Source organism: Bradyrhizobium sp. CCBAU 53415, assembly GCF_028128735.1.
Lineage (GTDB): Bacteria > Pseudomonadota > Alphaproteobacteria > Rhizobiales > Xanthobacteraceae > Bradyrhizobium.
Genome location: NZ_LBJF01000024.1, coordinates 423001 through 436794, shown reverse-complemented (window position 1 = coordinate 436794; position 13794 = coordinate 423001). Strand labels below are relative to the sequence as shown.

Sequence of the window (13794 nt, the reverse complement as noted above, 5' to 3'; positions counted from 1 at the left end):
GCTAGCGCCTGGGATCGCGCGGCGAAATGGGTTTGTGGTGGGGGCTGGATCCGTCCGGGCTGCAACGATCAACGCGCTTCGGCGACTTCCATCGAGATCCGCACCGATTCGTCGACATATTTCATCACGGCCGACCGGTAGAGCACGAACAGCGGCTGATAACTCCGCGCAGCGTCGTCCTCGACCATCGCCATGCGGCGGTTGTCGAGCATCAGCCAGTGGCCGTCGAGCCGTGCAGCGGCAATCGCGTGCTCCTCGGCGGCGCGGGTGTCACGCACCACGAGGATGCGGAGGTCTTCGGGGGGAACGCCAGCCAGCCGCAGCGCGGCGAGCTTGGCGATCGCATAATCTTCGCAATCGCCGGCGCCGCGCGCGAAGGTCGCAAGCGGCGAGCTCCAGACGTCGTCGCTGCCGTCATTGGCGGCGCGGATGGCGAGGTTGATGGCGCGGTTGGTCTCGCCGAGGCGTGCGCGGCCGTCGCGGGCGCGGGCCTGGTCGACGATGGCGAGCAGCTTCAGGGCAGCAGGGGATGCGCAATTGTCCCGGTCACCGTCGCACAGCGCGAGCTGCACCATCTCGTCGTCGAGCTTGTCCTTCAGCGCGGACCATTTCTGCTGGAGGCCGCCGGACGAGATGGCGAAGGCGAACACGCCGAACGGTTCGGCGGATTTGCGCACGAGGACGCCGGCGCCCGGTGACAGCAGCGTGCCGGCGCGAAGCTCGGCGGCCGATCCGAGCAGGATCAAGCCGCACAAGACGAGAATTGCGCGCCAGGTGCGCGAGCGGGCAGCGGTCTCCATCTGACATCCCCTTCCCGAGCTTCGCGAGATCCCCCTCGATCTCGACGTGCCGGGCTTTGTTGCTTTCGCGGAGATAGTGCGAGGCGGGCCGTTTTGTTCTGCTTAACGCGCCCGGCAGGGTTTCCCAAAACCAAGGGACAGGCTGAAACAGGCCTGCCCAAATTGCGTAAAATTTTATGATTCGGAGGTTAGGAGGGCCGCGCTGCCGCGAAATGGAATCAGATGCAGGCACAAGTTGCGAGGCCGCCGATTCTGCGTCCTATGGCTAACAGCCCGCTATTTCACGGTTTCTGTTAGTTAGGTCACAGATTTTGCTCCGTATTTGCCGCAGGATCTGACAGGGCATCATGCAAGGAAGATGACGCAAGTATCCCTTCGACCAATTTTACATTAAACGACTTGCAATGATGGGAAATCCGTGCATCTAAGCTCATTTCGACTTCAGAATGCTTGGAATGTTACTTCAGCTACTCTGGAAGGCGCCGGCCTGCGGGGGCTCCTATGGCCAAGTGATGCGGAATCACACAAGCAATAGACGGTTTCGCTAAGGACTTGGTAATGCTAAGCAAGCTTAGGCAGTCGATACTTACTTAAATTTTAACCCTTTTTACGGTGCCCGGTTGAACTACGCTGGCAAACTTGACGCCGCGACCTCCTTGGACGGCCAGGATTCCAGCTCGCCTGCCCATGTCCATGCCGGTTCGTTTGCGGCCAAGCCCTTCATCGCAAAGGCGCATGGCCATGTGCCCGGTGGCGCGTTCGTTGTTCCCGACCCGAACCTGATCTTCAACGGCGAGTTCAAGCGCGCCGGCCTCGATCTCGTGCTGTCCCACGAAGGTCACGAGTTCGTGGTTCACGATTATTTCAGGGGCGACAAGCGCGCCGCGATCGCCTCGCCTGACGGCGCCCACCTCACCGGCGACATCGTCAACGCCCTTACCGGCCACGTCCAGGTTGCCCAGGCCGCGCCCGGCGCGGCTGCGGCCCAGGTCATCGGCCACGTCACAAAACTCTCGGGCAGCGCGACTGCGATCCGCAACGGCGTTTCGGTCATCCTGAACAACGGCGACAATGTCGAGAAGGGCGACGTGGTCTCGACCGGCGCCGATTCCACGCTCGGCATCACCTTCATCGACGGCACCGTGTTCGGCCTGTCCTCCAATGCGCGGATGGTGCTGAACGAGATGGTGTACGACCCCAACGGGTCGAGCAACTCCTCGCTGCTCAGCCTGGTCGCAGGCACCATCACCTTCGTCGCCGGCGAGACCGCCAAGCACGGCGACATGAAGGTCGACACGCCGGTCGCGACCATGGGCATCCGCGGCACCGCGGTGCTGACCCAGATCAACTTCGTCGTTCCCGCCGGCGGCGGCGATCCGCAGCCGCAGGCGAGCTTCCAGGTGCTGGTCGAGCCGAACGGCACGACCGGCTCCTACATCCTGTTCGACAAGATCACGCTGCTGCCGATCGCGACGGTCAACCAGGCCGGCCAGATGATCCAGATCAGCGGCGGCAACGTGTCGATCGGCAATGCGCTGATGTCGCCGGAAATTCAGAAGCTGATCACGGACGTGTTCACGCTGAAGTTCACCGACAACAACACCAACACCAAGCTGACCACGAACTTCACCGACACGATCACGCCGATCAGCCTGGACTTCGTGTTCAAGTCGGGGTCCGGCCCCGCCGCGATCGCGACATTCGTCAGTCTCACTCCGCAGGGACGCGACGGCCCCAGCAATCCCACGCCGCCCGTCACCCGTATTCCCGGCCAGCCGATAGCGCAAAGCTTCGATGCCGGCGGCATTGTGAAGACGGCGTTCACGCTGACCGAGCGTACCGACACCACCGGCGACACGCAGGCCGATACTGTCACCGGCTTGATCAGGTTCGTCGATCAAAACCTCGGCGATCGGCCCACGGTGAGCGTGAGCCTCGCCGAGGCGCCGAACTTCGTCTACAAGAGCGCCGGCCAGCAGGACGTCACCGGCTCGCTCACCGAGCTTCAGAAGAACAACATCGCGGCGACCCAGATCCAGATCGGTGTCGTCGCCGACCCCGCCAACGAGAACAACGGTTCGGCGGTCTGGACCTACACGATCCCCGACAACGTCTTCGACTTCCTCGCGGCCGGCGAAACCCTGACGCTGACCTACATGGTTCGCGTCGACACCAATTTCGTGGTGAACCCCGAGTCCAGGTTCATCCCGATCACCATCACGATCACGGGGACCAACGACAAGCCTACCGTGGCGACGTCGGGCGGAAACGTCATCGAGAAGGTCGGGACCGGCAACGAGGCCCTGGACACCATCACGGGCACGGTTACCTTCACCGACGTCGATCTGACGGACCGGCCGATCGTGAGCGCTGAGCTCTCGTCCACCCAGCCGTTCAAATATCTCGATGCGGAAGGCAACGACATCACCGCCACGCTGACGCCCGCGCAGCTCGCGGCGATCGCCGCCGTCAAGGTGCCGCTGTCCGTGGTTCAGGGCGCTGGAAACGGCAACAACGGCTCGGCCACCTGGACCTACAGTGTCCCCGACCACTTGTTCGACTTCCTTGCCGAGGACGAGAAGCTGATCCTCAACTACGTGGTGCAGGTCGATGACGGGCACGGCGGCATCGTCAGCACGCCACTCACGGTGTCCATCAATGGCGCGGACGTCAATGTCGAAGGCACCAACGACGTGCCGACGATCATCGAGGACGACACGACCTCGACCGGCGCGGTGACCGAGGATGCGGCGGCGCCGCTCGTGGCCAACGGCACCATCACATTCAACGATCCCGATCTCACGGACACCCACACCGCAAGCTTCGAGCTGAAGTCGACGAATTCGAGCGCGCATCTGCCTGGATTCAGCGATGGCACCTCGCATATCGGCACGTTCGCGCTGACGGCGGTGAGCGAGAGCCCGGGCGTCAGCTCGCGAGGGTCGGTCGGCTGGACCTTTACGATCGACAACAACGATCCGGTGCTCCAGTCGCTGGCCGAAGGCCAGACTGTCACGCAGGTCTATACCGTTACGGTCGACGACCATCACGGTGGGACGGTTACCCGGGACGTCACGGTCACCATTACCGGGACCAACGATGCACCGACCATCACGAGCGATTTAGACGCCGCAACGGGGGGCGTCACCGAGGACGCCGGCGCGACGCTGTCGATCGGCGGCACGCTGGCGATCCAGGATCTCGACCTGATCGACACCCACACCGCGCAGGCCATGTTCAAGTCGTCGACGTCGAGCGCGCATCTGCCGGGCTTCGACGACGACACGCCGCTCGGCACTTTCACGATCGATTCGTCGGTGCTCGAATCGATTGCGGACATCAACAACGGCGCGATGCTGGGCTGGCACTTCACGCTCGGCAACAGCAACGCGATGCTGCAGTCGCTGGCCGAAGGGCAGACCATCACCCAGGTCTATACCGTCACGTTCGACGATCATCATGGTGGCATCGTTAGCCAGGACGTGACCGTCACGATCACGGGTGTCAACGACGCGCCGACGATCACGAGCGACGTCGACGCGGCAAAGGGCGCGGTCACCGAGGACGAGGGCTCGCCGCTTTTGACATGCGGCACGCTGGCGATCCAGGACGTCGACCTGATCGACACCCATACGGCGGAGTGGTCGTTCAAGTCGTCGTGCGTCAGCACGGATCTGCCGGGCTTCGGGGACGGTTCGCATATCGGCACCTTCTCGATCGGCTCGGTGTCCGAATCCAACGCCGACACCAGCAACGGTGCGACGCTGGACTGGCACTTCTGCCTCGACAACAGCAATGCGGTGCTGCAGTCGCTGGCGGAGGGGCAGACCATCACGCAGGTCTACACCGTCACGTTCGACGATCATCACGGCGGCAAGGTGAGCCAGGACGTCACCGTCACGATTACCGGCACGAACGACGCGCCGACGCTCGCCGATCTCGACATCGGCCCGCTCACGGACACTGTCGCGGCCGACACTTTCGCCAATCTCACCGGCCAATTGTCCGGAACGGATGTCGACAGCGGCGAGACGGCGACACTGAGCTATGCCGTTCTGGACGCGGATCATCATGCGGTGACGACGGTTGCAGGACTGTACGGCTCGCTGACGGTCAACCCCGACGGCAGCTACAGCTACATTCCCGACGCGACGGCGATCGACGCGCTGCCGGAAGGATGCTATACGGATACGTTCGCCGTCCAGACCAAGGACGCGCATGGCGCGACCGGCACGGCAACGCTCACGGTGGACGTGACTGGCGCGAACGACACGACCTCTGCGCCCGTGATCAACCTCGACCAGATCAGCGTCTCGCAGGAAGGCGACCAGGTCTTCGTCCATGGCATCACGGTCAGCGATGCCGACGCTGCCGTCGATGAAACCTTCACGCTCGCCGCGACCGCGGATTCGGGCACCTATGTGGACCCCGCATCGACCTCCGACACGTTGGCCAACCTCAATTCGGCGCTCCAGACGCTGACATACACCGATCCGAGCCAGAGCACGGCTGAGACGGACAAGGTCGTGATCACCGTGACCGACGGCCACGGTGCGAGCGATACGGTCAATTTGATCTTCAACCTGAACGAACAAGGTCCGGTGAGCCTCGCCAGCACCAACGGCAAGGACGTGCTGTTCGGGACCGGCTATCAGGATCAGTTCGTGTTCGCGGCCAATTCGAACCACGACACGATCCTCGATTTTGAGCACGGTCAGGACCACATCAACCTGACGGCGGTCGTGGCGACCGATATCGACGCGGCATGGATAGCCCAGCATGTGGCGGCCTCAGGAGCTGATACCCTGATCACGATCAATGCGACGGACACCATCCTCCTGAAGGGTGTCGCCCAGGTCCAGGCGAGCGACTTCATCGTCCACGCCTGATCGCTGCGCGATGGGCCGCGATCGTCTGCAAGCCGATCCGCGCTGCCGTTCGCCATCAAAGCGTGATATTCCACCAGCATGAAACGTCTCTCTGCCAAGATCCTGCGGCGGTGGTTTGCGCGGAAGTTCGGCCTTGCCCGGCTGATGTGCCTTGCGCTGCTGGTTCTGTTTGCCGGCGTTCGCCTCTGGGATCCGCCGCCGATCCAGGAATTGCGGCTGCGCACTTTCGACATGTTCCAGCTGATCGATCCGCGCCACAAGACGGCACGGCCGGTCACTATCGTCGACATCGACGACAAGAGCCTCGCCAGGCTCGGTCAGTGGCCGTGGCCGCGCACGCGGATCGCCGATATGATCCAGAACCTCAGCCAGAGCGGCGCGGTGGCGATCGGCTTCGACGTGGTGTTTTCCGAGCCCGACCGGCTCAATCCGGATCTGGTCGCGGGCCAGATGCGCTCTCTCGACGATGCCACCCGCGCCAGGCTGCGCGAGCTTCCGACCAACGACCAGATCCTCGCCGATGCGATCAAGCGCTCGCGCGTGGTGCTGGGCGAGACCGGGCTGCCGGAGGTGCTGTCCGAACTCGACAAGTCGCTTCCGTTCACGGGCATCGCGACGCTCGGCGAGGAGGGATCGGAGCGTTTCCTTTTCGATTTCCCCGGCTTGCTGCGCAACGTGCCTGCGATCGAGAAGGTCGCCGCCGGTCGCGGCTTGTTCTCAATCAAACCCGAGCGCGACGGCCTGATCCGCCGCGTGCCGATGGTGATGCGCGCGCAGGGCAACATCATGCCCTCGCTCAGCCTCGAGATCCTGCGGGTCGTCACGGGTACGCCGACGCTGCTGATCCGCACCGACAAGACCGGCATCAAGGCCGTGCGCCTCAAGGGCCTCGAGATCCCGACCGACAAGAACGGCCAGCTCTGGGTGCATTACGCGCGGCAGGACCCGTCGATCTACGTCTCCGCCGCCGACGTGCTCGACAACACCGTGCCGCCGAGCAGGATTGCCGGTAAGTTGGTGCTGATCGGCACCTCGGCGGGCGGCTTGAACGACATTAAGACTACGCCGGTCGAGAAGGCGATGCCGGGCGTCGAGATTCATGCTCAGGTGCTGGAGAGCGTGCTCAGCAAGGCTGCGATCTCGCAGCCGAGCTACGCGCTCGGCGTCGAATTGATCGCCGCGCTCGTCATCGGCCTGCTCGTCATCATCTTCACCCCGAATCTCGGACCGGTGCGCCTCGTGCTCGCCGGTGCGATGTTCGCCGCGATCCTGGTCGGCACGTCCTGGTTCTTCTACGCGCAGCGCCGCTATCTCATCGACTTCACCTATCCGCTGCTCTCGACCACCGCGATCTACCTGACGCTGATCTTCGCCAGCTTCGTGCGCGAGCAGCGCCAGCGCGTGCAGATCCGCGGCATGTTCGCACAATACATGTCGCCGGTGCTGGTCGAGCAGCTGGCGCAGTCGCCGGAAAAGCTCGTGCTCGGCGGCGAGGAGCGCGAGATGACGATCATGTTCTCCGACGTGCGCGGCTTCACCACGATCTCGGAGAGCTACAAGCACGATCCGCAAGGGCTGATCGCGCTGATGAACCGCTTCCTGACCCCGCTGACCGACGTCATCATCGAGCGCAAGGGTTACATCGACAAATACATGGGCGACGCCATCATGGCGTTCTGGAACGCGCCGCTCGACGATGCCGAGCACGAGGTCAACGCCTGCGAGGCGGCGATCCAGATGCTGGAGCAGATCGATCTGGTCAACAAGGAGCGCGAACAGGAGGCCGCCGACGGCGGCCACGTCTACATCCCGCTCAACGTCGGCATCGGCCTCAACACCGGCATCGGCGTCGTCGGCAACATGGGGTCCGACCTGAAGAAGAACTATTCCGTGCTCGGCGACAGCGTGAATCTGGCCTCGCGTCTCGAGGGGCAGACCAAGGAATACGGCTTCCCGATCATCGTGGGCTCGCGGACTGCGCTCGCCGCCAAGGAGAAGTTCGCGATCCTCGAGCTCGACTTCATCATGGTCAAGGGCAAGACCGAGCCGGAAGTCATCTACGCGATCGCGGGCCGCGAAGACGTGATGCATTCGGGCGCATTCCAGCGCCTGCGCAACATCACCATCGAGATGCTCGGCTGCTACCGCAGCCGCAACTGGCAGGGCGCACTGGACGCGATCGAGCGCGGCCGCCGCAGCGAAGACGCCGACACGCTGGAAAAGCTGTTCCGGCTCTACGAGGCAAGGATCAGGGATTTCCAGCTCAATCCACCACCGGAGGGCTGGATCGGTGCATATGCGCTGCTGACGAAGTAGGCTGCAAGTGAGCGGGTTCTGCAGTCGCCCACACTCCGTCATTGCGAGGAGTTCTTGCGACGAAGCAATCCAGGATCCCTCCGCGGAAAGATTCTGGATTGCTTCGCTCCGCTCGCAATGACGAGTATCGAGGCGATTGCGCGCGATCATTCCGGGCGATCGTCCCGGCGAAACCCGCGACGACCGCGTTCATTGAGCCTGGCGCTCAGCCCGCCGCCTCACTCCACCCCGATCGTCGTCAGATCCTGGAACCAGTGCTGGGCCTGCACGAATTGCTTGATCTTCGGCGACAGCGCGTGCGGGTTGGTGTCGTGGACGACCCAGACCAGCGCCGCGTCGTCGACGATCAGTGCATGGGCCTGCGCTAGCAGCGCGTCCTGCTTGGCGGTGTCGAAGGTCTGCTTGGCCTCGTCGATCAGCGCGTCGACCTTCGGGTTCTTGTAGCCGCCCCAGTTGACGCCGACCGGTGCGACCTGGCCCGAATGGAAGAACCTCACGATGGCATAAAGCGGGTCCGAGGTGACATAAGCGATGTTGTTGGCGGTGATGCCGGCGTTCATCTCGTCGGCCGCGCCCTTGCGCCAATGCGTATAGAGCGTCTCGAGCTCGACCACCTTGAAGTCGATGTCGATGCCAATCTCCTTGAAACTCTGCTGCAGGAACTCGTTCATCGGCAGCGACAACATCTGGCCGGTGCCGCCCTGTGCAATGATGAAGGTGGTCTTGAGCGGCTTGGCCTTGGAGTAGCCGGCCTCCTCGACCAGCTTCTTGGCTGCTGCGAGATCATATTTCAGATCGAAAGTGGGTTTGCCGAACCACGGGCTCGACGGGTCGACCTGGCCCTTGGCCGGCTTGGCGAGGCCGTTCATCAGGCCGACCACCGCCTCGCGATCGATCGCGAGGTTCAGCGCCTTGCGCAGGCGGATGTCGGTCCAGGGCGAGCCCGGCAGCACGCTCAGATGATAGTTCCAGACGTGCGGCGTGATGTTGTCGACGATCTTCATGCCGGCGGCCTTGAGCTGCGGCACCGCGTCAGGCGCCGGGGTCTCGATCAGATCGACCTGGCCCGCGAGCAGCGCATTGGTCCGCGTCAGCGCCTCCGGCATCGGCACCAGCACGAGCTTGTCGACCTTGGGAATGCGCTTCTTGTTCCAGTAGTCCGGATTCTTGCTGAGTTCGGCGAGCTCACGCGGCACCAGTTTGGTCAATTTGAAAGGGCCGGTGCCCGAGGGCTGGCTGGCGAATTTGTCCCAATCCTTGCCGAGCTTCTCATACTGCGCCGGGCTCGACACCAGGAACCACAGCATCTGATACGGGAAGAAGGAATCGACCGTCTTGGTGGTGATCTCCACGGTAAAGTCGTCGATCTTGGCGTAGCTGGCGACGGAGGGCAGGCGGGTCTTCACCTGCGCGCTCTGCCGCTTGTCGAATTGCGGCGCCTTGTCGTTGAGCACCTTGTCCAGATTCCAGATCACCGCATCGGCGTTGAACTCGCTGCCGTCGTGAAACTTCACGCCCTTGCGAAGCGTAAAGCGCCACTTGGTCTTGTCGGCATCGTCCACTTTCCATTCGGTGGCGAGCCCCGGCACCAGCTTGCCGGGGCGATCGGCGACGTCCATCTCCCAGGCGACCAGGGGATCGTAGATCGTGTAGGCCGTGAACTGGTAAGCGCCGGCGCCGCGATCGGGCTGGCCTGTCGTCAGCGGGATGTCCGCCATCGAGATGCCGTAACGCACCACCGTTTCGGCGCGCGCCGAGATTGCGGAAACTGCCAGCGCAAGCACGGCGAGACAGGTCGATAGACGAATACGCATGAGTCGAAGCTCCAGGGAGGATCCGGGGCCAAACGTGCAATCTTGGTGCCAGAATAGGCAGCGCGCCGAACTCGACCGTGCGTCATCACAAGGACTTGTCGTTGCGGGGGCAATTTGCAGAATAAGTTTCTCCTTGGCATGGCCATTGCATACGATTGCATCAAAATTAATCATCGAAAGCCGGAAAAGGACTGGGGCGATGCTTATCAAGAAGAACAAGACCCGCGCGGCGCTGATCGCGCTGTTGGCGCTCGGCAGTGTGGCCGGATGGCCGCGTGCGGCCAGCGCCGAAACCGTGTTGCGCATCGGCATGACCGCTGCCGATATTCCGCGCACCCTGGGTCAGCCCGATCAGGGTTTTGAGGGCAACCGCTTCACCGGCCTCACCATGTACGACGCGCTGACCGGCTGGGACCTGTCCTCCGCCGACAAGGCGAGCGTGGTGATCCCCGGCCTTGCCACCGAGTGGAAGGTCGACGATGCCGACAAGACCAAGTGGGTCTTCAAGCTGCGCCCCGGCGTCACCTTCCACGACGGCTCGCCGTTCAACGCCGATGCCGTCGTGTGGAACGTCGAGAAGGTGCTGAAGCAGGATGCGCCGCAATTCGACGCCAGCCAGGTTGGCGTCACGGCCTCGCGCATGCCGACACTGGCCTCCGCCAGGAAGATCGACGACATGACGGTCGAGCTCACCACCAAGGAGCCCGACAGCTTCCTGCCGATCAACCTCACCAACCTGTTCATGGCGAGCCCGGCGAAGTGGCAAGCCTTCTACGACAAGGCCGAAGGCGCGGATGCCAAGGCCAAGTCGCAGGCTGCCTGGACCGCGTTCGCCAAGGACGCTTCGGGCACCGGCCCGTGGAAGATGTCGAGCTTCACGCCGCGCGAGCGGCTCGAGCTGGTCAGGAACGCGAACTATTGGGACAAGGCGCGCGTGCCCAAGATCGACAAGATGGTGCTCCTGCCGATGCCGGAAGCGAATGCGCGCACCGCAGCGCTGCTTTCGGGCCAGGTCGACTGGGTCGAAGCACCGGCACCGGACGCGCTGCCGGAACTCAAGCAGCGCGGCTTCAAGCTCTACGCCAACGAGCAGCCGCACGTCTGGCCATGGCAATTCTCGCGCGTCGAGGGCTCGCCCTGGAACGACATCCGCGTGCGCAAGGCGGCGAACCTCTGCGTCGATCGCGAAGGCCTCAGGGACGGCCTGCTCGCCGGCCTGATGGTGCCCGCGACCGGCACCTTCGAGCCCGGCCATCCCTGGCGCGGCAAGCCGAGCTTCGAGATCAAATACGACAAGGCAGCCGGTCAGAAGCTGATGCAGGAAGCAGGCTTCGGTCCGAACAAGAAGCTGGCGGTCAAGGTCCAGACGTCAGCGTCCGGCTCGGGTCAGATGCAGCCGCTGGCGATGAACGAATATCTCCAGCAGGCGCTGGCCGAATGCTATTTCGACGTGAAGCTCGACGTCATCGAATGGAATACGCTGTTCACCAACTGGCGCCGCGGTGCCAAGGACCCGTCAGCCAACGGCTCGAACGCGACCAACGTGACCTATGCGGCGATGGATCCGTTCTTCGCCCTGGTGCGCTTCCTGCAATCGGGCATGGCGCCGCCGGTCTCGAACAATTGGGGCTTCATCAACAACCCCAAATTCGACGAGCTGGTGAAGAAGGCGCGCCAGACCTTCGATCCCGCCGCACGTGACGCCGCGCTCGCCGAATTGCACGCGGCCTCCGTCGACGACGCGGCGTTCCTCTACGTCGCCCACGACGTCGGCCCGCGCGCGATGAGCCCGAAGGTCACGGGCGTCGTGCAGCCGAAGAGCTGGTTCATCGACTTCTCGCCGGTGTCGATCGCGCAGTAAGGTGAGCACGCTCTATCAATGCGTCATGCCCGGGCTTGACCCGGGCATCCACGTGTCTCCTCCAGCTCCGTCATTCCGGAATAATCCGAAGGACCGGACCTCAGGTGCGCAATTGCGCACCGGGCAATCTCGAGATTCCGGGTTCGATGCTTCGCATCGCCCCGGAATGACGGACCAAGAAGAACGTGGATGGCCGGGACAAGCCCGGCCATGACGACCTGCGATATCTACGCATTCAACTGAGTAACCAAACGTGCTCGCCTATATCGCCCGACGCATCGTCTATGTCGTTCCGATCGTCATCAGCGTCGCGCTGGTGTGTTTCCTGCTCGTGCACATCACGCCGGGCGATCCGCTGGTCGCGGTGCTGCCCGCCGATGCCTCGCAGGAGCTCGCTGCGCAGCTCCGCGCCGCCTATGGCTTCGACCGGCCGCTGCCGGTGCAGTTCGGCCTGTGGCTGCTGCGCGCGCTGCATGGTGACCTCGGCAATTCCATCGCGACGGGACGCCCCGTGCTGGCCGAGGTCATGCGCGCGGTCGGCAACACCGTCACGCTCGCGATTGCCGCGGCCATCATCGGCTTTACCATGGGCATCCTGCTCGGCTTGATCGCCGGCTATTTTCGCGAGACCTGGATCGACAAGGTCGCAACGTCCTTTGCCATCGCCGGCGTCTCCGTGCCGCATTACTGGCTCGGCATGCTCCTCGTCATCATCTTCTCGGTCCAGCTGAACTGGCTGCCCGCGGTCGGCGCCGGGCCCAGCGGCTCCAATTCCTGGGCGTGGGACTGGGCGCACCTGAAATATCTCGTGCTGCCGGCGATCACGACCTCGGTGATTCCCATGGGCATCGTCACGCGCACGGTGCGTGCTCTCACCGGTGACATACTCTCGCAGGACTTCGTCGAAGCCTTGCGGGCCAAGGGTCTGCACGAGCGCGGTGTGTTCCGCCACGTCGTCAAGAACGCCGCGCCGACCGCGCTCGCCGTGATGGGCCTTCAGCTCGGCTACATGCTCGGCGGCTCGATCCTGATCGAGACCGTATTCTCCTGGCCGGGCTCGGGCTTCCTGCTCAACTCCGCGATCTTCCAGCGCGATCTGCCCTTGCTGCAAGGCACGATCCTGATCCTGGCCCTGTTCTTCGTCTTTCTCAATCTCCTGGTCGACATCGCGCAAGCCGCGATCGACCCGCGCATCAAGCGGGGCTAGCCGATGAGCGAGCTTCCGCTACACGCCACCAGCGACGCCGCGCTCCAGGCCGCGCCCGCGACCAGGGCGCGCGGCTATTGGGCGACCGTCGGACGCCGAATCATGCGCGACAAGGTCAGCGTGGCCTGTGCGCTCGTGCTGATCCTGATCTTTCTTTCCGCGATCCTCGCGCCGTGGCTGGGTCTCGAAGATCCCTACAGGGGCTCGATGATCCGCCGCCTGCGCCACATCGGCACGGCGGGCTATCCGCTCGGCACCGACGAGCTCGGCCGCGATATGCTGGCGCGGCTGATCTACGGCGGCCGGCTGTCGCTGGTCATCGGTATCCTGCCCGTGATCCTCGCCTTCTGCATCGGCACCTCGCTCGGCATCATTGCCGGCTATGTCGGCGGCAAGCTCAACACCGCGATCATGCGCACGGTCGACGTGTTCTATGCCTTTCCGTCCGTGCTGCTGGCGATCGCGATCTCCGGCGCGCTCGGCGCCGGCATCCTCAATTCCATCGTATCGCTCACGGTCGTGTTCGTGCCGCAGATCACCCGCGTTGCCGAAAGCGTCACCACGGGCGTGCGCAACATGGACTTCGTCGAGGCCGCGCGCGCCTCGGGCGCCGGGCCCTTCACCATCATGCGGGTTCACATCCTCGGCAACGTGCTCGGCGCGATCTTCGTCTATGCCACCAGTCTCATTTCGGTCTCGATGATCCTGGCCGCAGGTCTCTCCTTCCTCGGCCTCGGCACCAAGCCGCCGGAGCCGGAATGGGGGCTGATGCTCAATACCCTCCGCACCGCGATCTACGTCAATCCCTGGGTCGCCGCGCTTCCGGGCGCGATGATCTTCGCGGTCTCGATCTGCTTCAACCTGCTCTCGGACGGCCTGCGCAGCGCCATGGACATCAGGAACTAGA

At 63.6% G+C, this 13794-nt stretch carries 7 protein-coding genes and 1 pseudogene; 6 read left to right on the top strand and 2 right to left on the bottom strand.

From position 1 onward, the window contains the following. Positions 1 to 68: 68 nt before the first annotated feature. A complete protein-coding gene (locus XH87_RS20290; RefSeq protein WP_271588613.1) occupies positions 69 to 800 on the bottom strand; it encodes a transglutaminase-like cysteine peptidase in 732 nt (243 codons plus the stop codon). A gap of 620 nt (positions 801 to 1420) precedes the next feature. Here XH87_RS20290 and XH87_RS36830 point away from each other — a divergent pair. The 3 genes and pseudogenes from XH87_RS36830 to XH87_RS20280 all read left to right on the top strand — a co-directional run. Next, positions 1421 to 3062 (top strand): annotated as a pseudogene (locus tag XH87_RS36830) (FecR family protein); the annotation flags it as partial. Further along, entirely contained in the window at positions 3050 to 5689 is a 2640-nt protein-coding gene (locus XH87_RS36825) for a VCBS domain-containing protein (protein WP_442868288.1), read from the top strand. The pseudogene XH87_RS36830 and the gene XH87_RS36825, both read left to right, overlap by 13 nt. Positions 5690 to 5767: 78 nt before the next feature. Beyond that, a complete protein-coding gene (locus XH87_RS20280) occupies positions 5768 to 8005 on the top strand; it encodes a CHASE2 domain-containing protein (protein WP_271588611.1) in 2238 nt (745 codons plus the stop codon). A 218-nt stretch (positions 8006 to 8223) separates the two neighbouring features. Here the strand turns inward: XH87_RS20280 and XH87_RS20275 are convergent, their stop codons facing one another. Then, positions 8224 to 9819, bottom strand: coding sequence for an ABC transporter substrate-binding protein (locus XH87_RS20275; protein ID WP_271588610.1), 1596 nt, complete (start codon positions 9817 to 9819; stop codon positions 8224 to 8226). Positions 9820 to 10018: 199 nt separating this feature from the next. On the opposite strand from XH87_RS20275, the gene XH87_RS20270 reads away from it, so the two are divergent. The 3 genes from XH87_RS20270 to XH87_RS20260 all read left to right on the top strand — a co-directional run bounded on the left by XH87_RS20270 (position 10019) and on the right by XH87_RS20260 (position 13793). Next, on the top strand, positions 10019 to 11680 hold the full coding sequence (locus XH87_RS20270; RefSeq protein WP_271588609.1) for an ABC transporter substrate-binding protein: 1662 nt from the start codon (positions 10019 to 10021) through the stop codon (positions 11678 to 11680). A gap of 253 nt (positions 11681 to 11933) precedes the next feature. Continuing rightward, the gene (locus XH87_RS20265) at positions 11934 to 12887 is read left to right on the top strand and encodes an ABC transporter permease (protein ID WP_239627528.1); all 954 of its coding nucleotides are present in this window, start codon (positions 11934 to 11936) and stop codon (positions 12885 to 12887) included. Between the two features lie 3 nt (positions 12888 to 12890). Further along, positions 12891 to 13793 (top strand): ABC transporter permease, encoded by a 903-nt coding sequence (locus XH87_RS20260; protein WP_035706803.1) that lies wholly within the window; start codon positions 12891 to 12893, stop codon positions 13791 to 13793. Position 13794: the final 1 nt, after the last annotated feature.